The sequence below is a fragment of the Chryseolinea soli genome (assembly GCF_003589925.1).
Taxonomy (GTDB): domain Bacteria; phylum Bacteroidota; class Bacteroidia; order Cytophagales; family Cyclobacteriaceae; genus Chryseolinea; species Chryseolinea soli.
On the sequence record NZ_CP032382.1, the window covers coordinates 1,940,827 to 1,960,578 of the forward strand.

Genomic DNA, 19,752 nt, shown 5'->3' on the forward strand with positions numbered 1-19,752 from the left:
GAGGATTGGTTAGCTTTTTTGTTCCGGCGGGATGTGAAGGTTCTTGATAAGGTCGTCCATGCGGGTTGCATTCTCCTCTACCTCGTCTTTGAAGAAGATCAGTTCCGGCACAATGCGTACTTGCTTGCCGATCTTGTCGCCCAGGGCTTTGCGGATCTCGCTTTTGTGTTTGTTTATCTTCTCCAGTACTTTCTCTTTGTCTTTTGCCAGCAGCATGCTGATGTAGATCTTGGCCACGCTCAGATCGGGATTGATGCGTACGTCGGCAATGCTAATGAAGGCGTTGTCGAGGATGCCCCGTTTGTCGCGCTGAAAGATGTCGCTCAATTCTTTCTGGATCAGCTTCGCGTATTTTTGTTGTCGGGTCGTGCCACTCATAGGGACAAATATCTCGCATCCCTCAACAATTAGCAATGAACCATTGGCAATTATAAAAACCTTGGTCTATTTTGTGCGCTTAACGCGTCGCCTTGTTACAATATTTCCGCATCAACGACCCTTACCGCCTGCTGGGCGTGCTGGTGATCATGCTTTTGATCGGCCTGCCTTTGCTGATCGACTCACCGGGCATGACCTATCCCGAGTTGAAAAACCTGGTGGTGGGGGAAAAAGTCCACAACGGAAGCGCACTCTATACCGGGCTGGTGGATTCGGGTGGGCCGCTGGCCGGTTGGTTCAATGCCTTGCTGGACATGGTTTTCGGCCGGTCGCTATTGGCGCGGCATATCCTGGCATTTATCGTCATCTTCTTTCAGGCTTCCTACCTGGGCATCGTTTTCGCGAACAAAAAAGCCTTCTCCGAAAACACCTACATCCCGTCCCTGCTCTTCGCCATCTTTTCGTTCTTTTCGTTCGACACCCTTTCGCTGACCCCCGAATTGCTGGGCGCCGGGTTCCTGTTGCTGGCGCTGAACAACTTGTTTACCGAGATCGAATTCCGTGCACAGCGCAACGAGACGATCTTCAACCTGGGATTGTATATCGGGTTGGCATCCCTGTTCTCATTCTCCTACAGCGTTTACTTGATCGGCGCATTGATTATGCTGATCATCTTCACCCGTCATACCTCGCGCAAATATGTGCTGCTCGTGGTGGGCTTTTTCATTCCTCATTTTTTCCTGATCACGGTCTACTATTTGAAGGAAGGCCTCTCGCCCTTGTGGCAATACTACTACTTGCCAAACCTCGGCTTTCATGCCACGAACTATGTCACGTCGGGCAGCCTCTGGTTTCTTTCGGCCGTGCCGCTGTTCTTTCTTGTCATTTCCCTGATCATGCTGAATCGCGAAGCGCGCTTCACAAAATACCAGTCCCAATTGGTACAGAGCATGTTTCTTTGGTTGCTCTTTTCCATCCTCCAGGTTTTCTATTCCAAAGACTGGCGCCCGCAAAGCTTCATCACGCTCATCCCAAGCCTGAGTTTTTTCATCGCCCAGTTTTTGTTGCTGATCCGCCGGCGAAAGTTTGCTGAAATGAGCACCTGGATCATCCTGGTGGGCGTGGTCTCGATCAGCTACCTGGCGCGCTACAATAACATCGGCAACGTGGATTATACACGCCTTTTTGTACCCGACCCCCCAGCACTGCCGCAGGCCACCCGGGTGCTGGTTTTGGATGACGACTGGAATGTTTACAAGCAACATCCGCTCGGTTCGGCATTCTTCAACTGGTCGCTCAGCAAGGATATTTTTGCCCATGCTGAATACTACGACAATGTGATCCAGGTATACGAAGGCATAAAGTCCGATCCGCCGTCGGTGATTCGCGACAAAAACGATCTGTTTGGTCCCTTCCTGGAAAGGATCCCCGAGTTTAAAAAAATGTACGTGAGAAAGGGCGAGTACTACACCGTGGTCAGCAACTGATCTTACCGACTCTCCGGGCGTGGCGGCCGCCTTCAAAGGCCGTGGTCAGGAAAGTGCCCGTGATCTTTTCCGCCGTGTCCATCGACACAAAGCGGGCGGGAATGCACACCACATTGGCGTCGTTGTGCTGGCGCGCCAGGGCGGCTAGTTCTTCGGCCCAGCAAATGGCAGCGCGAATGCCTTGATGTTTGTTGGCCGTGATGGCCACACCATTGGCACTGCCGCAAACCAAAAGACCGAAGTCGCATGTTTTGTTCTCCACCGCTTCGGCCACCGGGTGGGCAAAGTCGGCGTAGTCAGCGGCTTCGGCGCTGTGGGTGCCAAAATCTTTCAAGCTGTAGCCATTCGTCTCCAGCCATTTTTTCAGTGCTTCTTTATATTCGAATCCGGCGTGGTCGCTACCGATGGCTATGGTCATGATGCGGAAGATTGTTCACGGAGTAATTCTTCGGCTTCGTCTTTCGCTTTCTGGCGCGCTACGATGGCCGAAATGACAATGCTGATCTCAAAAAGGATATAGAGCGGGATCGTGATCATGATCTGGCTCAACGGATCGGGAGGCGTCACGATCGCGGCAATGATCAGAATCACCACCACCGAGTGCTTCCGGTATTTGCGCAGAAATTGGGGTGTAACAATGCCCATCTTGGACAAAAAGAAGATCACCACCGGCAGCTGAAACAACAAGCCGGATCCCAACACCAGCAACACCACCGTAGAAACGTACGACGTGATGTCGAACTCGTTCACGATCATATCGCTGATGCTATAGTTCGCCAGGAAGTAGACCATCCAGGGAGCGATGATAAAATAGCCAAAGAGTACGCCCGAGAAAAACAAAAGCGAAACGGCCGCCACCGCACCACGCGAATACCGGCGCTCCTTTACTTGCAGGCCCGGCTTGATAAAACGCCAGATCTCCCACACCACATAGGGAAAGGCAATGACCAACCCGATGATGAACGAGGCCATGATGTGCATCGTGAACTGCCCGGTCATAAAACGGCTTTGCACCTTGAAGGGAATTTCCTTCACACAAAGCGCCTCGTGGCCAATGAGATCACCTAGCTTGCAAAGCCATTTGAAGGTGGCAAAATCAACACGGGCGGGAGCAAATACGATGTTCTGAAATATCCACGGCGCCAAAACAAATGCTACGATGGTGAATATCACCACGGCAATCAACGATCGGATAACGTGCCAACGCAACTCCTCGAGGTGGTCCAGAAAACTCATCTCTTTTTCTCCACCATTCGACTCTTCTTGATCCAGCGGCATGATTTCAGTTTGTTAAATTCTTTGTTTGGCGTTTCGTTATCGTGGGGGATTTAGAGGGTTTTTAGTACAAGGGGAATTTTTCCATGAAGCGGTTCACTTTGCGTTTCACAGCTTTCAGGTGTTTGGGGTCTTCCGGTTTTTGAAGGGCCTCGTCGATCAGGTCAACCACCTTCTCAACGTCCTTTTCTTTCAGACCGCGGGTGGTGATGGCCGGCGTGCCGATGCGCATACCCGAAGTGATCATGGGCGATTGCGTATCGAACGGCACCATGTTCTTGTTGATGGTGATGTCGGCCTGGATAAGACCTTCTTCCGCTTGTTTGCCGGTGAGTTTCTTCGAACGAAGATCGATCAGCATCAGGTGATTGTCGGTGCCGCCGGAGATGATCTTGTATCCTTTGTTCAGGAATGCCTGCGCCATAACCTTCGCATTTTTCGATACCTGGAGAATGTATTCCATGTAGTCGTCCGACAGGGCTTCCTGGAACGATACGGCCTTTGCGGCAATAACGTGCTCCAGGGGTCCGCCTTGTGTTCCGGGGAACACGCCTGAGTCGAGCACGGAAGTTATTTTTCTCAATTCGCCTTTAGGCGTCTTCAGTCCCCAGGGGTTGTCAAAGTTTTTACCTACCAGGATCATACCGCCGCGGGGACCGCGAAGGGTCTTGTGCGTGGTGGTGGTCACGATATGGCAATGTTCCATGGGGTCGTTCAGCAGTCCGCGGGCAATAAGGCCGGCGGGGTGCGATATGTCGGCCAACAATAAGGCGCCCACGTTGTCGGCGGCCTCTCTTAGTTTCTTATAATCCCAGTCACGGCTGTAGGCGGAAGCGCCGCAGATGATCATCTTGGGCTGTTCGCGTTCAGCGGTTTCAATCACTTTGTCGAAATCGATGAGACCGGTGGCTTGCTCGACGCCGTAAAACGACGGCTGGTATAATTTTCCGGAAAAGTTTACGGGCGAGCCATGAGTAAGGTGACCGCCGTGAGACAGGTCAAAGCCGAGAATTCTGTCGCCGGGTTTGAGACATGCCAACATAACGGCCGCGTTTGCCTGGGCGCCGGAGTGCGGCTGTACGTTTGCCCATTCGGCACCGAAAAGCTCTTTGGCGCGGTCGATGGCCAATTGTTCTACCTCATCCACCACTTCGCAGCCGCCATAATAGCGCTTGCCCGGGAGGCCTTCGGCATATTTGTTGGTCAGCACCGAGCCCTGTGCCTTCATCACCTGTGGCGAGGTGAAGTTCTCGGAGGCAATCAGTTCAATTCCGGCTTCCTGACGCTGTTTTTCTTTCTCAATGAGGTCGAAAATGGCTTTGTCGCGTTTCATGTTCTGGATGGGGTGTTTTTAAAAGAAGCGTCAAAAATAGTCTAGCCAGCCGAGAACGCAAATTTTTGTTTGTGGGTTATTCACAGGCTTTTTTGGGGAGGAAAAGAACCTTTGAAAAAAGGGGGGTAGAGTGCCCATTTGTCTCGATTAGGCGGGATCACCGTCTATCAAATTTAAATACCGGATGCTGTGTTCTGATCGATTCAACCCGACAGACAGGGTAATCAACCTAAGTCAAAAACCCTCTCTGCACATTATGTCTGGGGCTTTGACTTCCAAGCTCCTCAAAAAATGCATGTACACCCCATGCCTGTGGTGAACCATCAGGTGACCTGCTTTTTAATTGTCTCGGGGGACACCGAGGGGTATGCAAGTGATTGGTTATCAGAAATTTGCATTGACCTGGCAGCTCATGAAAATCTTACTCACTTCGCAAGCTCTTCACGGGGTTTGCGGTGGCTGCCCTTATTCCGTGAAAGCTTACGGTGAGTAACGTGATCAATAAGACTGCACCACCGGCAGCCGTAAATATCCACCCATTGAGCGCGGTGTGATAATGGAAAGTCAACAGCCATTGATTCAGATAGTAGTAGGCTATCGGCATCGCCATCAGCAATGCGATCGATACCAGGACGACAAACTCTTTCGATAACAACATCCAGATATTTAACAGCGACGCTCCGATAACTTTTCTGACACCGATCTCTTTCGTCTTTTGTTCCGCGATGAACGACGACAAGCCAAACAAGCCCAGGCACGAGATAAATATGGCGAGCGCCGCGAATACCGACGCCAGGTTTCCGATCCGTTGCTCGGCGTTGAATTTATTTCCATATTCTTCATCTACGAAACTGTATTCGAAAGGCGATGAAGTCACCAGCTTCTTATGAATGGCTTCCACGGCAGACAAAGATTCAGCCGTGCCTTTGCCGGGGTCGAGCCTTACGATCATTTGCCCGAGACTGTTGTTGGTTAAATTTTTGTCCAACCAATAGAAACCTGGACTAACGGCCTCGTAAGGACTTCCGACGATCAGGTCCTCCACCACTCCGATAATTTCCCGTCCTGCATCACCGTTCGAGATCACTTCACCAACAGGATTTTCGAGTCCCAGAAAATCAGCCGCAGCCTTGTTAATGATCACGCCGTTTACGTCTGTCGAATGTGTGAGAGAGAAATCTCTCCCTTTCAATATTTTCCATTGAACCGTTTTCCCGTACGCCTCATCAATCCAGGTTACCGTGAAATTCGGATCGGAGTCGGGATCTTTTCCCCGCCAGTTAAATCCGCTCCAGTTATCCCAAATAGCCGTCAATGGACTACTCGAAAACGTCACATCGGTCGCCACGCCACTCGAAAGCAGTTGATCGCGCATGACGAGCTTGATCTTGTCGAATTCCATATCGTGAATAGCGATGCGGATCAAATTTTGTCTATCGTAACCGACCGGACGTTGCTGCGTGAATTGAATTTGTTGATACACGATGATCGTTCCGATGATGAGTATCACCGAAACACCAACCTGGATCACGACAAGGACCTTGCGGGGCAGCGAAGCAAATTTGCCAACCCGAAAGGTTCCCTTCAAAACTTTAACCGGTTGGAACGACGAAAGATAAAAAGCAGGGTACAGCCCTGCGAAGAATGCCGTGATGATGATGAAGACAAGACTCGATATCCAGAAATAGCTATTGGCAAAGGGCAGCGCGATCTTTTTATCTGCCAACTGGTTGAAAGCGGGAAATGCTAAAGAAACAATAAGCAATGCCACGGCGAATGCCAGCGCAACAATCAGGAACGATTCGCTCAGGAATTGACTGACGAGCTGTGATCGCATGGAGCCGATCGCTTTACGCACACCCACTTCGCGTGCGCGTTTCTCGCTGCGTGCCGTACTCAAATTCATGAAGTTGATGCAGGCGAGCAGCAACACGAATGCTCCAACAATTCCAAACAACCATACGAAGGTGATGCGTCCGGTGGCAGGATAGCCATTTTTGAATTCTGAAAACAAGTACCAGTTCTTCATGGGATTCAACCAGACACGCATCTGATATTTTTTAGAGTATTCCGCCACGCCTTCCGGTGTATCTTTAATATAGAGATCGGCAATGGCAGCACTGGCTTGTTCAATCGAGACATTGTCGACCGTTTGAACGATAATGCGACAGGCGTTATTCCCCCAATTTGTTTCATTAGCTTTTAATTGGGGAACGCTGTTCTTCAGTCCTTCAAAATTTCCAAAGAACTGAATGTCCCCGAACATTGCGTTAGGCGCAATGTCTTCATATACGCCCGTAACCGTTGCGTCCCGTGATGCACTTATCCTGACCACCTGGCCGATCGGATCCTTGTCACCGAAAATTGACTCCGCGGTTGACCTTGAGATAATGATCGCATTCGGGTCGTTCATGCTTTCTATATTTCCGCGGATCATTTGCAGCGAAAACAGGTCGATCACTGATTTATCGATGTATTCTCCCTTCTTGAAAAAATTGCGATCGCCAACACTCAATGGGTAATCCGTTTCCCACCACATGATGGCGACGTTCTTGAAAAGGTGGCCGTATTTTTCTGTTAAGACCTTTGCCACAGGCTGAGGCGTACCGAACCAACTATCAGCTTTTTTTGGGTCGGAGGGGTCGATGATATGACGATAGAACGACGCGATATGATCGTGGTTGCTGTAGCTGCGGTTGTAGCTCACCTCGTCATACACCCATAATCCGATCACGATGGCCACAGCCATGCCGACGGCGAGACCGCCGATGTTGATCAGGCTATACATTTTATGCCTGAGTAAATTTCTGAGGGCGACTCTAAAATGATTGCGGATCATGGCATTGGCAGTTTGGTACGGAAATACTACCAGATAACATGGAAATGGTTACAACTATCTTTTTAGAATTAAAAGTTGTCGCAAGCGAGGGCTACTTTTCTTTGCAGACGAAGGGCTTGTGTAAAGCTCAGGGGGGTAATGATTCAATAAAATTATTGATTCACGCTGACTTTAAACGTTCGGTGAACTATTCGGTGATCTCCAAAAGGTGTTCTTATTAAGTTACTGTAATATAGTGGATTGTAAGAAAGACTATCATCTTCTCACCAGGAGCCGCTGCTACCGCCTCCACCAAAGCTACCGCCACCTCCCGAGAAGCCGCCACCGCTACTGCCCGAAGACCAGCTGCTGCTAGACGACGAACCGCTTGACGATCCCGACCCAGAAGACCAGCCGCCACCACCGCTAATCCCTCCACCTTTACCTCCTTTTCCGATCTTGCCGCCCGCCTTTTTGCCCCATGTCGATTTGGGTAAGGTGAACCGGAGGATGGGGAAACCCACCAGATAGCAAACCAGGATCACCAGCCCGGCCGTTAGCCCGTAGATGGCCATCGGAAAAATGGCATAAAAAGGAATGAGGAACAGGTACAAGAACCAGCCCATGTTGTCGGGAATGAAAATGCCGAGACCCGTGAACACACCCAGGATGCCGAAAATAAAAAGCCCCAAAACAACTTTCTCCACCCAGCCCAGCTCCTCACTATTACCTTCGCCACCATCGGCTGTATATTCTCCGCCGATCGCAGCCACGATAGCATTGACAGCCTCCTTTATGCCCGTGTCAAAGTCGTCTTTGCGAAAATTGGGTGCCAGTTCGTTCCGGATGATGCGTGCGCTCACGGCATCCGTCAATGTGCCCTCCACGCCCCGGCCCGTTTCGATGCGCATCTTGTGATCCTGAATGGCCACCAGCAACAACACACCATTGTCTTTTCCTTTTTGGCCCAGCTTCCATTTCTCCGCTACCTTTAGCGAATACTCTTCGATCGATTCGCCGTCAAGCGACGAAAGGATCAGAATGGCGATCTGGTTGGACGTGGAGTCTTCGTATTGTTTGAGTTGCTGTTCGAGCGCATCTTCGGTTTGTTGCGAAAGCACGTCGGCATCGTCGTGAACATGAAGGCCCCAGAGTTCCGGCACAGCCTTTTGCGCCGATACCGGCAGATCGATCAGCAGAAACAACAGGAAAAAAGCAAACAGACTCGATAGATTCCTGCAACCGGAGATCACCCCATGAAAATGGACCATATTCATTTTTTCTACTGTTCTATTATTTTTTACCAGGAATCGCTGGAGCCGCCACCACCGAAACCTCCTCCTCCTCCAAAATCACTGCCGCCACCGGAGCCACCGCCCCAGCCGCCACCACCCCCAAAACCACCGCCACCGATCCAGCCGCCCGTCGACCAATAGCCACCACGTCGGCCGCCACCTCCGCCTCGCCGGGAAGCAAAAAGAATGACCAAAATAATGACGATGATAGTGACCAAGGGTGACGATCGGCGCGAGACCTTTCTGCGCGGCGGTTCATCGTTCTTGTATTCGCCTTTAATGGTTTGAATGATGGCGTGCGTGCCGGCGTACACCCCTTCGTCATATTTTCCCTGGCGGAAATAGGGTGCCACTTCGTTCCGGTTTATCCGGCTCGACATGGCGTCCGTGAGCACACCTTCCAGGCCATAGCCCGTCTCGATGCGCATCCGACGGTCTTGCAGGGCAATGAGAAACAACACGCCGTTGCTTTTGGTCTTTTGACCAACGCCCCACTTCTCGGCTACACGCAGTGAATAGTCTTCGATCGCTTCGCCCTCCAGCGAAGGAATGATGAGCACGGCAATCTGGTTGCTCGTGCTGTCGCGCTCCGCCTGGAGCATGGCTTCGATCTGTGCTTTTCCGGAGGCAGAGAGAACATTGGCTTCATCGTGCACCCATACACCACTGTGTTCTGGAATGCTCAGCTGTGCAAACACGGTGGCCGGCAGCAGGAGCAAAAGGAAAAAGTACAAGGATTTCATGCAAGGAGGGCAGATAGGTTGTTTCATCGATACGCGTGGCGACAGGAGGGTGTTCATCAATCTATTCTCAGATCGTCGCTCAATTCATTCACATCGTCGTCGGCTTTATGAAATCCTTTTTCCAACAAAATTTCGCCACATCGTTTTATGCCGGCTTCAAGGCCTTCCACAATTTTGCCGGCGCGTATTTGTCCCACGAGGTCTGCCACGATCTTGTCCCATTGTTTTTGCTCCACCACTTTGCTAATGCCCCGGTCGGCCATCACAATCACCTCGTGTTCGAAAAAAGAAATGAAGATCATGATGCCCGTGCGGTGTTTCGTGTTGAAAACTTCTTCCTCTAAGAAAGCCGTCTCAGCCCGTTGCCGTGTCACCTGGTCAAGTTGTACCTGCCCGACGAGTTGGCGCTTCAGCGCTTCCACAAAATTGGGCAACAAGCCGCCCACCAGGCCACCGAGGATGACCACGAAGAAAATGAACACCGGGTCGTAAAAAAGCGTATTGCTGTAATCGGAAATGATATAACGATCCAAAATGATCATCAGAATAAAGGCCAGCGACCCGCCCATAATGCCGGCTTTGTAGTTGGCCGTCATGTATTGCCCACTGCGTTCTACGATGACCGGCACAATTTCGCCGGAGATGCTGTTCTCCGCGTCCTTCACTGCCGTTTTTATGCGTTGCAGATCCTGATCGGAAAATCGTTCTTTAATTTTCATAACGCTACAGTTATTGGTTTTCTCCGGAATATCCGGCGGGCTCCTAAGTTTATATTGACGCGGTGAAGATAGCCCTTAAAATTCAGGGACGAACTTTCACCCGGTTTTATTCTATTTCAGCGCTTTCAGATAGAGTTGAATGGTGTTCTCCAATCCATAGTAAAGGGCGTCGCAAATGAGCGCATGCCCGATGGAGACTTCATCCAGGGCGGGGATGCTTTGGGCCAGGAAGCGGAGGTTTTCCAGGTCCAGGTCGTGGCCGGCATTGAGGCCCAGACCGGCTTCTTTGGCCACCCGCGCGCTTTCTACATAGGGTTTGACCGCGATGTCGCGGTTCACCTTATATTCATGTGCATAGGGTTCTGTATACAGTTCCACACGATGGGCGCCAAGCCGTGCAGCGCCTTCTACCATGCGCGGCTGGGGATCAACAAAAACAGACACGCGCACACCGTGCGATTTGATTTCGTCGATGATGTCCTTCAGCAAGGCTGCGTGCTTCAGTGTGTCCCAACCGGCGTTGGAGGTGATAGCGTCAGGGGCATCGGGCACGAGTGTGGCTTGCCCCGGTTTCACTTCACGGATGATCTTCATGTAGCGTGCGTCCGGGTAGCCTTCGATGTTGAACTCCGTGGTCACCTTGTCTTTCAACGCCATGACATCGGCATAGCGGATGTGGCGTTCGTCGGGCCGGGGATGTACGGTGATGCCTTCGGCGCCAAACCGTTCACAGTCAAGTGCCGTTTTTACTACATCGGGATTATTTCCCCCCCGTGCATTCCGGAGTGTGGCAATTTTATTAATATTGACGCTGAGTCTGGTCATATTGTCTTTACACGAAGCACAAATATATTTCCGGTAGAACGAACCCGTTATCGTTTCGGTCTAAAATCGTTCGAAATTAAACATTAACAAAAAAATAATGTATGAGTCTGAAGCAACAAATTGACAACGATATTAAAAAAGCCATGTTGGCCAAGCAGAAGGAAGAACTGGAGGCGCTGCGCAGCATCAAATCCATGATCCTGTTGGCCGAAACAGACAAAAGTGCTTCGGGCGAAATTTCGGGCGATGCCGAAAACAAGATCCTCATGAAAGCCGCCAAGCAACGCAAGGAGTCGGCCGACATTTTTCAGCAACAAAATCGCCAGGACCTTGCCGAAAAGGAACTGTTCCAACTGGAAGTGATCAGCCGCTATTTGCCCAAGCAGCTTTCGGAAGAAGAGATCGCTTCCAAAGTGAAGGAAATCATCGCCCAGGTAGGGGCAAAAGGTCCTCAAGACATGGGCAAAGTTATGGGCACCGCCACCAAAGTGCTGGCGGGCCAGGCCGATGGCAAAGTGATCTCTGAACTTGTAAAAAGACTTCTGACCGCGTGAGTATTGTCGACATTGCCCTCATCATTTTCATAGTGCTTGGCGCCTACGGCGGATATAAGGATGGGTTTGTTGTGGAGATTTTTTCGCTGATCGGCATCGTGCTGGGCGTGTTGGGTGGCTTTAAGCTCATGGGATGGGCTATGGTCAGGTTGGCCGATCGTTTTAACGTAGACGAAAAAGTGTTGCCGTACGTCGCTTTCGGAGCTGTATTCATCGCCATTGTTGTGGCGGTGAGCCTCGCAGCCCGGCTCATCAAGGCGTCGTTGAACAAAACATTGTTGGGCGCTGCCGATCAGGGTGCCGGTGCCGTGCTGGGTGCGATGAAGACAACTTTTATGCTCAGCATTATGTTGTGGATCATCGATTCACTGGAAATAAAGTTACCCGGGCGATGGACGGACCATTCTTGGGTTTATCCCTTTGTGGCCGGTGTAGCACCAAAAATTACCCACTGGATCGGTGGAATTTTGCCCTTTTTCAAAGATGTGTTTTAGCACGTTCCGGCCTGGGGTAAAAACTTTTCTTTCTCATTATTTTTTTTCCTTACTTATCGCCGATAAAGAAGATCATGGCCATTTCAGTTAAAGAAGAAAACGGAATTCGATATGTAGAAGAAGGTGAAGGACCCGTCCTGTTGTTGCTGCACGGATTGTTCGGTGCGTTGAGCAATTGGGAAGGCGTGGTCAACCGTTTTTCAAAAAATTTCCGCGTGCTCATTCCCATGCTTCCCATCTACGAAATGCCTATCCGTGAAGCCGGTCTCGATGGCTTACGAAAGTTCGTGGAGGATTTTGTAGCGCTAAAAAAATTAAACGACATGATCATCATGGGCAACAGCCTGGGCGGTCACATCGCTTTGATCTATACGCTCAACAATTCCGACAAGGTGAAGAAGCTCATCCTCACCGGCAGCTCCGGGCTGTTTGAAGATTCCATGGGAGGCTCTTACCCCAAACGCGGCAACTACCAGTACATTAAAGAGCGGGTGTCTTATACTTTCTACGATCCGGAGGTTGCGACGAAAGACCTGATCGACGAAGTCTTCGAGATCACCAACAGCATTCCCAAATGTTTGCGCATTGTGGCCATCGCCAAGTCTGCGCAGCGAAATAACATGGCCGACGAAATTCCCAATATAAAAATACCTACTTTGCTGGTGTGGGGACTGAACGATACCATAACTCCCCCTATGGTAGCCCATGAATTTAACCGGCTTATTCCCAATTCGGACCTTAAGTTTATAGACAAATGTTGTCATGCACCCATGATGGAGCATCCAGAGACGTTTAATGAGCTGGTGGCAGACTTTTTGATAACATAAAACCAAATCCAATCGCACCACCAAAAGCGTACGTATAACAAACCTTATGATTGCCGAAGATCTTATCAACCACATGATCCCTCCCCTGAAAGGATCCGATGATGCCCACAAGGCGATCGTGTGGATGGAAGAATTCCGTTGCAATTTTCTCCCCGTTGTGGAAGAGGGCAAATTGCTCGGTTTCATTTCGGAAGAGATCATTTTGGAGGCCAACGACATCGACAAACGGGTAAAGGACTTCAACCTCGTGGGGCAAAACTGTTTTGTTCACCTCGACACGCACTTCTACGACATTCTGAAAGTAGCGGCCGACAACAAATTGCAGGTCGTGGCCGTGCTGAACGAAGAGCAAAGCTACACCGGCCTCATCACGGTACAGGATACCCTCACCTCTTTTGCCCAAACAGCCGCCGTGCAACTCCCGGGCGGTATTTTGGTGCTGTCCATGAACCACGTGGACTATTCCCTGGCCGAGATCAGCCGCCTGGTGGAGGAAAACCACGCCAAGATCCTCAGCAGCATCGTGAAGGAAGATCCACTCGATCCCGGCAAACTTCGTCTCACCCTCAAAATCAACCAGTTGGACTTGTCGCGCATTGTGGCTACCCTGGAGCGTTTTGGCTATAAGGTCATTGGTCGTTACCACGAAACCAAGGCGTTGGGCGACGAAAAAGACCGCATCGACATGCTGCTCCGCTACCTGGATATTTAAAATCCGCACGCTCTTTTTGCGCCTTCCACTGCCCTTCCTATCTTTAAACTAGATTCGGAAAAACCGGCTTAACCAACTTTAAAAAACCACGGGCTGCATGAGAGTTGCTGTGCATGGAAAGGATTTTAATCGTGCATCGGCACCCTTCATCGCGCAGATCTTCGAGGTTCTGAGCCGATACAAGATCGACCTCTGCGTCTCCGAGAAATTCAGCGCCTACCTCGGCAAGGCCGGCATCAAAACTAAATTCAAAACCTACAGTTCGGCCAAGGATCTTAAGAACGTCCAGATCTTCCTCAGCATCGGGGGCGACGGCACCTTGCTCGAGTCCGTGACGCACATCAGCCGGTTGGAGATTCCCATATTGGGCATCAACACGGGACGGCTGGGGTTCCTGGCAACCATCAGCAAAGAAGAAACGGAAAAATCGCTCCAGCATTTGTTCGACGGAGCCTACACGCTGGATCAACGCGCGTTGCTAAAGCTGGACACGGAGAAAGACATTTTCGGACCCCTGAATTTTGCATTGAATGATTTCACGGTCGTAAAGAAAGACAGCTCGGCCATGATCACCATTCACACCTACATCGATGGGGAATTTTTAAATTCCTATTGGGCCGACGGCATCATCATTTCTACGCCGACAGGATCCACCGGGTACTCACTGAGTTGCGGGGGACCATTGATCTTCCCGCGCTCCGGAAACTTTGTCATCACTCCCGTAAGCCCCCACAATTTGACCGTCCGTCCTATCGTCGTTTCCGATCAATCAGAAATAACCTTCCAGGTGGAGGGCAGGAGCAAACGTTTTCTGGTTTCATTGGATTCGCGCATGGCGCCGGTTGACCCGTCCGTAAAATTGAAAGTCACCAAAGCCGATTTTAAGGTCAACCTTATTCAGCTCGAAGGCACGCATTATTTTAAGACCTTGCGTCAGAAGTTGAATTGGGGGTTGGATATTCGGAATTGATTTTTTATTACCTTTGTAGTTCACTGATTGATAAATACTTATTCCTGACTCAATGAGAAAGCTTCTTTACGTAGTGCTGGCCGTTTTCATGATCTCAGTTGCCCATCAGGCAGAGGCTCAAATGAGCCGAAGAAACATCAAAAAGAACAACAAACGCATCTCCACTTTCCGTGGACGCAAAGCCTGGTTCGCCAAAGAAAAAGTATATAACGCAATTGGTTTCTCGGTGAGCGCCTTGAACTATTACGGCGACCTGGCGCCACGCCCCAGCAAGTTCAGCACCGATATTTCTTTTACCAAACCCGCCCTCGCGTTTTCCTTCTCGCACCGCTTCGGCCCCCGCTATACACTGACGGCCGCGTTCATGTATGGAACCCTGAAGGGCTCCGATGCCGAGTCGGCTGACAAGAACGACACGGGAAATGGCGTTTTTCGCTATCAAAGAAATCTATCGTTCCGGAACCGGATAAAAGAGTTCTCCGTCATAGGGACGTTCGATCTGTTCCCCAACAGCGCGACCTACATCAGCCGCGTGAAATGGACGCCGTATGCTTTTGTGGGCGTTGCCGTTTTTCTGCACAACCCCCAGGCACAGGCACCGGCCGTCGACCCACAGGGCAATCCCCTCCCCGAAGCCGGAAAATGGGTTGACTTGCAACCTCTTGGCACCGAAGGGCAATATGCCACCCTGCAGGAAGGCGATGCTAACTACGGCATTAAACCCTACAAAAAAATTCAGCCTGCCATACCTTTTGGTATAGGCGCGCGTTTCAGACTAAACGAAGTGATGGATTTGGCCGCAGAGATTGGATTCCGCTATACATTCACCGATTACCTGGACGACGTCAGTAAAAACTACGTCGATCTCGGCGTATTCCAGGGCAACCAGTTAGCCAAGGCCATGTCATACCGCTCGTCGGAGGTGGCCACACCCGGCACAACCTACGTCGGTCGCGACGGAGGAACATACACCGTGGTTTCCGGCTATGGTCAAGAATTTCCCGATAATGTGAGAGGCAATAAAAACAACCGTGACATCTACATGGTCACTACGGTGCGTGTGACCTACATCCTTGGCAAGAACTTCCACCGGGCTAAATTCAGATGATGCGGTCCCTCATAAAGAACCTCATTTGTCTAACGCTTTTCATCTCGGCTTTCACGGCCGCCCATGCTCAGAGTGCAGAAGTCAATAGTGCCGAAGTAGGATTCGGCCTGGGCACATTCAACTACACTGGCGACCTGGTTCGCTTCTATAATTTCAAATACTCAAAGCCGGCGGCAACCGTCTTTTACAAGTCCAACCTGAGCCGCGTGGTGAGCTTCCGTGTTTCCATCACCGGCGGACAACTCGGCGCCAGCGAAAAACCCATCGACGCTTTTGCCACCCAGCGCGATGCCTCGTTCAATATTTTTTTATTGGAGGCCTCCACGGGCGTGGAGTATCATTTCCTGAACTGGCGCGACCCCAAACGCTTTATCCGTTTCTCGCCGTATTTGTTTGGAGGCGTCGGCATCTTTAGCATGTCGGGCGTTGCCACCAAAACAGCCGACTACAGCAACGTGCAGGCGGTCATTCCTTTTGGCGGGGGCATCAAATACGTCTATAATCCCAAGTGGTATTTTTCACTGGAATTCGGAGTCCGCAAAACCTTCACCGATTACCTGGACAACATTTCCGACGGCGACCCGCGCTATAAGAATTATCAGTATGGCAACCCCAACGATAACGACAACTACTACTTCCTGGGGGTGAGCATCACGCGCACATTCTACTCCATACCTTGTCCCTCCAATCCATACAAGTAAAAATTCCCATTTCGTCTACACTCGGCTCCTCAATCCATTAATAACCAATATCTTTTATTAATTTTGAACCCCTGTGGCTTCATATAAGGAACATATCGACTTTAATAATATGCCCCAACACGTGGCGGTTATTATGGATGGCAATGGCCGGTGGGCCAAGAAGAAAGGAGCCATGCGCATTTTCGGCCACCGCAACGCCGTTCAGGCCGTTCGCGACGTGACCGAAGGGTGCGGCGAGCTGGGTATAAAGTATCTGACCCTGTACGCCTTTTCTACCGAAAACTGGAATCGCCCCAAGGCTGAGATCGACGGTCTGATGGAGCTGTTGGTGAACACCCTGAAACAGGAAATCAAGACCCTTTCCGAAAACCAGGTACGCCTGGTCACGATCGGCGAAACTTCGCATTTACCGGGCGACTGCCAGGCTAACCTGCAGTGGGCAATCGACCAAACAAAAAATAATAGCGGCCTCACCCTCATCCTGGCACTGAGCTACAGCGGCCGGTGGGAGATCATGAAGGCCGTAAAAGCCCTGGCCAAAGATGTTTCCGATGGAAAAGTGGCAGCCGACGCCATAAATGAGGCCGTATTTGAAAACTATTTGCAGACTTCCGGCATCCCTGATCCGGAGTTGCTCATCCGCACCAGTGGCGAGATGCGCGTCAGCAATTTTTTGCTGTGGCAAATTGCCTATACGGAACTCTATATCACACCCACACTCTGGCCAGACTTTCGAAAAGAGCACTTGTACGAAGCCATCTGGGCCTATCAACAACGTGAACGTAGATTCGGAAAGACAAGTGAACAATTGAACCCTGTAAGTTGATGAAGCGAGTTTTATTCCTGATTATTCTTTTAAGTGTTGCTGCTGACGGCTGGGCTCAATTCAGGGGAAGGCGTTCGGGAACGGCTACGAATGCCCCCGGGGAAAATAATTTGAATTATGCCAACCCGGCCGAATATACCATCGGCGGTATTGAAGTGACAGGATTGAACGTGCTCGATAAAAACGCCATGGTCTCCCTGACCGGTTTAAAAGTTGGCGACAAAATAAAAATCCCTGGCGACGCCATCTCCAGCGCCATCCGCAGTTTGTGGAAACACGGGCTGGTGGGCGATGTGACCATAAAGGTAGACCGGATTGAAGGTCAGACGGTATTTCTGAACATCACCCTTTCCGAACGTCCACGCCTCACCGGGTTTTATTTTACAGGGATCTCTAAATCTCAGGAAAGCGGTCTGAAAGACGATCTGAAACTCATTCGCGGTAAGATTGTCACCGAGACCATGATCCGGAATACGGAAACCGGAGTAAAAAAATATTTTATCAAGAAGGGATTTCTCAACACCGCGGTGAAGATCACGCAACAGCGCGACACGCTGAACCGCGATGGGATCAAACTCAAAATAGCCGTCAATCCAAAGTCGAAGGTCAAGATCAATCACATCTCCTTTGTGGGCAACGAAGCCATGTCGGATGCGGTGTTGAAAAAGAAGCTGAAGAAAACCCACGAGCGCCCGCGCTTTGCCTTGCATCGCACCATCCTCAACAGCGTCGTTAACCTCAAGCCGAAAGAGTTTATCGACTCCAGTTACAAAGTGAGCCCGAAGCAGCTCAAAGAATTTTTCAGCCAGAATGTTAAGCTCAACATCTTTGCCGGATCAAAATTCATCAAGACCGATTACGAGGAAGACAAAAAGAAACTGCTCGCCTACTACAACACCAAGGGTTATCGCGATGCTGAAATTGTTTCCGACTCGATCTATTCGCATAGCGAAAACACCATCAACATAGATTTCGTCATCTCGGAAGGACCGAAGTACTACTTCCGCAACATCATCTGGACGGGTAACTACATCTACACCGACAAGCAATTGTCGGCCGTGTTGGGCATCAATAAAGGCGATGTTTTCAACCGCGAGTTGATTGACAAAAAATTACAATTCAATCCGAAAGGACTTGACATCAGCGGGCTCTACATGGACGATGGTTATCTGTTCTTCCAAATCCACCCCGTTGAAGTGGCCGTAGCCGGCGACTCGATCGACATCGAGATGCGTATCAACGAAGGCGAGCAAGCCACCATCAATGAAGTGACCATCACGGGCAACCAACGCACCAGCGATCACGTGATCCGCCGCGAGTTGAGCACCGTGCCCGGACAAAAATTCCGTCGCTCCGATATCATCCGCACACAACAACGCCTGGGACAATTGGGCTACTTTGCGCCCGACAAGATCGGCCAGAACCTCGTGCCCAACCCTGCCAAAGGAACCGTGGACATCGAATGGCAAGTGGAAGAACAATCCAACGACCAGGTGGAATTGTCGGGTGGTTGGGGCGGTTACTACGGCTTTGTGGGAACGTTGGGTTTAACGTTCAATAACTTCTCGCTGCGCAATATCCCGCACCTCAAAAACTGGAAGCCTCTGCCTGTGGGCGACGGTCAGCGTTTGTCGCTGCGTATGCAAGCCAACGGCCGGTCCTTCCAGAGCTACAGCTTCTCATTCACCGAACCCTGGTTGGGCGGACGCAAGCCTCACTCGCTTAGCGTGAGCTATGTTCGGTCCCTTTCGCGCTATGCCGGCGCGGGTGCGACCAGCTACAACGACTTGAACTCCGGAATAAAGGCCGACAACATTTCCGTCGGTTTGGGACGCATGTTGGAATGGCCCGACAACTATTTTACACTCACCAACTCGTTGTCGTATGCGGTGTATTCCTTGAAAAACATCAACTACGGATTGGGATGTACGACGTGTAAATCCTATGCGGTGACGTTCAACACCACCATTTCACGGAACAGCATCGACAACCAGATGTATCCTTCGTCCGGGTCTTCGGTTTCGCTGAGCCTTACGCTGACCCCGCCGTATTCGGCGTTCAATGGCCTTGATTATACTACGGCTACAGCCGAGCAAAAGAACAAATGGCAGGAGTATCACAAATGGATGTTCGATGCAAAGTATTATCTTCCCCTCGACAGCAAGAAAAAACTGGTGTTGGAAGCTAAAGCGCACTTCGGCTTCCTGGGGGCCTATAACAAGGAGAAAACCGGCATCGGACCCTTCGAGCGCTTTGTGCTCGGCGGAAGCGGTCTGGCAGGGGGCTTCAACTCCTTTGTTTTGGGCAAGGAAATCATCGGTTTGCGAGGCTACCAGGACAACCAGATCACGCCACCGACCTATGCGGTGGGCAACAGCACTTCGCAACAGGGTGGTGTGGTTTACGAGAAATTGGGCCTGGAATTGCGCTACCCCGTCACCACCGGCAACGCCGCAACGATCTACGGCTTAGTTTTCACGGAGGCCGGCAACAACTGGGGTACTTATGAGAACTTTAATCCGTTTAGTATGTATAAATCGGCCGGCTTTGGGGCCAGAATCTTTATGCCTGCGTTTGGATTGATTGGCTTGAACTGGGCATATGGATTTGATCCTGTTCCGCTGGGAAGCAGGGGGCCGGTCAGTGGATCGCAATTCCACTTCACCATCGGTCAGCAAATCAGATAG

Annotated in this window: 19 protein-coding genes; 10 read left to right on the plus strand and 9 right to left on the minus strand. The window is 50.7% G+C overall.

Features of this window, described 5'->3' with window-relative positions:
• Positions 1-9 precede the first annotated feature (9 nt).
• Positions 10-378 (minus strand): 30S ribosome-binding factor RbfA, encoded by a 369-nt coding sequence (rbfA, locus tag D4L85_RS08375; RefSeq protein ID WP_119753896.1) that lies wholly within the window; start codon positions 376-378, stop codon positions 10-12.
• A gap of 92 nt (positions 379-470) precedes the next feature.
• On the opposite strand from rbfA, the gene D4L85_RS08380 reads away from it, so the two are divergent.
• The gene (locus tag D4L85_RS08380; RefSeq protein WP_119753897.1) at positions 471-1,865 is read left to right on the plus strand and encodes a hypothetical protein; all 1,395 of its coding nucleotides are present in this window, start codon (positions 471-473) and stop codon (positions 1,863-1,865) included.
• Here the strand turns inward: D4L85_RS08380 and rpiB are convergent.
• From rpiB to D4L85_RS08420, 8 genes are all read right to left on the minus strand, one after another.
• Positions 1,855-2,283: a ribose 5-phosphate isomerase B gene (rpiB, locus tag D4L85_RS08385; protein ID WP_174236149.1), complete on the minus strand. Its 429-nt coding sequence runs from the start codon at positions 2,281-2,283 to the stop codon at positions 1,855-1,857. The genes D4L85_RS08380 and rpiB overlap by 11 nt on opposite strands.
• On the minus strand, positions 2,280-3,143 hold the full coding sequence (gene tatC, locus D4L85_RS08390; protein ID WP_228450816.1) for a twin-arginine translocase subunit TatC: 864 nt from the start codon (positions 3,141-3,143) through the stop codon (positions 2,280-2,282). The genes rpiB and tatC overlap by 4 nt, the downstream gene beginning before the upstream one ends.
• Positions 3,144-3,204: 61 nt before the next feature.
• Positions 3,205-4,473 (minus strand): serine hydroxymethyltransferase, encoded by a 1,269-nt coding sequence (gene glyA / locus D4L85_RS08395; RefSeq protein ID WP_119753899.1) that lies wholly within the window; start codon positions 4,471-4,473, stop codon positions 3,205-3,207.
• A 421-nt stretch (positions 4,474-4,894) separates the two neighbouring features.
• Positions 4,895-7,261, minus strand: coding sequence for an ABC transporter permease (locus D4L85_RS08400; protein ID WP_228450817.1), 2,367 nt, complete (start codon positions 7,259-7,261; stop codon positions 4,895-4,897).
• Between the two features lie 314 nt (positions 7,262-7,575).
• The gene (locus tag D4L85_RS08405) at positions 7,576-8,568 is read right to left on the minus strand and encodes a TPM domain-containing protein (protein WP_228450819.1); all 993 of its coding nucleotides are present in this window, start codon (positions 8,566-8,568) and stop codon (positions 7,576-7,578) included.
• A 23-nt stretch (positions 8,569-8,591) separates the two neighbouring features.
• Positions 8,592-9,329, minus strand: coding sequence for a TPM domain-containing protein (locus D4L85_RS08410; protein ID WP_160143608.1), 738 nt, complete (start codon positions 9,327-9,329; stop codon positions 8,592-8,594).
• 56 nt (positions 9,330-9,385) lie between these two features.
• Positions 9,386-10,048: a TPM domain-containing protein gene (locus D4L85_RS08415; protein WP_119753903.1), complete on the minus strand. Its 663-nt coding sequence runs from the start codon at positions 10,046-10,048 to the stop codon at positions 9,386-9,388.
• A 111-nt stretch (positions 10,049-10,159) separates the two neighbouring features.
• Positions 10,160-10,873 carry a pyridoxine 5'-phosphate synthase gene (locus D4L85_RS08420; protein WP_119753904.1) on the minus strand — a complete coding sequence of 238 codons (714 nt, stop codon included), beginning with the start codon at positions 10,871-10,873 and terminating at the stop codon, positions 10,160-10,162.
• A gap of 101 nt (positions 10,874-10,974) precedes the next feature.
• Here D4L85_RS08420 and D4L85_RS08425 point away from each other — a divergent pair, with 101 nt between their 5' ends.
• The 9 genes from D4L85_RS08425 to D4L85_RS08465 all read left to right on the plus strand — a co-directional run bounded on the left by D4L85_RS08425 (position 10,975) and on the right by D4L85_RS08465 (position 19,752).
• Positions 10,975-11,427 (plus strand): GatB/YqeY domain-containing protein, encoded by a 453-nt coding sequence (locus tag D4L85_RS08425; RefSeq protein WP_119753905.1) that lies wholly within the window; start codon positions 10,975-10,977, stop codon positions 11,425-11,427.
• Positions 11,424-11,921 (plus strand): CvpA family protein, encoded by a 498-nt coding sequence (locus D4L85_RS08430; protein WP_119753906.1) that lies wholly within the window; start codon positions 11,424-11,426, stop codon positions 11,919-11,921. The genes D4L85_RS08425 and D4L85_RS08430 overlap by 4 nt, the downstream gene beginning before the upstream one ends.
• Positions 11,922-11,995: 74 nt before the next feature.
• Positions 11,996-12,748: an alpha/beta fold hydrolase gene (locus tag D4L85_RS08435; RefSeq protein ID WP_119753907.1), complete on the plus strand. Its 753-nt coding sequence runs from the start codon at positions 11,996-11,998 to the stop codon at positions 12,746-12,748.
• Positions 12,749-12,794: 46 nt separating this feature from the next.
• A complete protein-coding gene (locus tag D4L85_RS08440) occupies positions 12,795-13,460 on the plus strand; it encodes a CBS domain-containing protein (RefSeq protein WP_228450820.1) in 666 nt (221 codons plus the stop codon).
• A 97-nt stretch (positions 13,461-13,557) separates the two neighbouring features.
• Positions 13,558-14,430, plus strand: coding sequence for an NAD kinase (locus D4L85_RS08445; RefSeq protein ID WP_119753908.1), 873 nt, complete (start codon positions 13,558-13,560; stop codon positions 14,428-14,430).
• 52 nt (positions 14,431-14,482) lie between these two features.
• On the plus strand, positions 14,483-15,538 hold the full coding sequence (locus tag D4L85_RS08450; protein WP_160143609.1) for a DUF6089 family protein: 1,056 nt from the start codon (positions 14,483-14,485) through the stop codon (positions 15,536-15,538).
• Positions 15,535-16,239, plus strand: a complete 705-nt coding sequence (gene porG, locus D4L85_RS08455) for a type IX secretion system protein PorG (RefSeq protein WP_119753910.1) — start codon at positions 15,535-15,537, stop codon at positions 16,237-16,239. The genes D4L85_RS08450 and porG overlap by 4 nt, the downstream gene beginning before the upstream one ends.
• Positions 16,240-16,372: 133 nt before the next feature.
• Complete coding sequence (locus tag D4L85_RS08460) at positions 16,373-17,065, plus strand: isoprenyl transferase (protein WP_236849106.1); 693 nt, start codon at positions 16,373-16,375, stop codon at positions 17,063-17,065.
• A complete protein-coding gene (locus D4L85_RS08465) occupies positions 17,065-19,752 on the plus strand; it encodes a BamA/OMP85 family outer membrane protein (RefSeq protein WP_119753912.1) in 2,688 nt (895 codons plus the stop codon). The genes D4L85_RS08460 and D4L85_RS08465 overlap by 1 nt, the downstream gene beginning before the upstream one ends.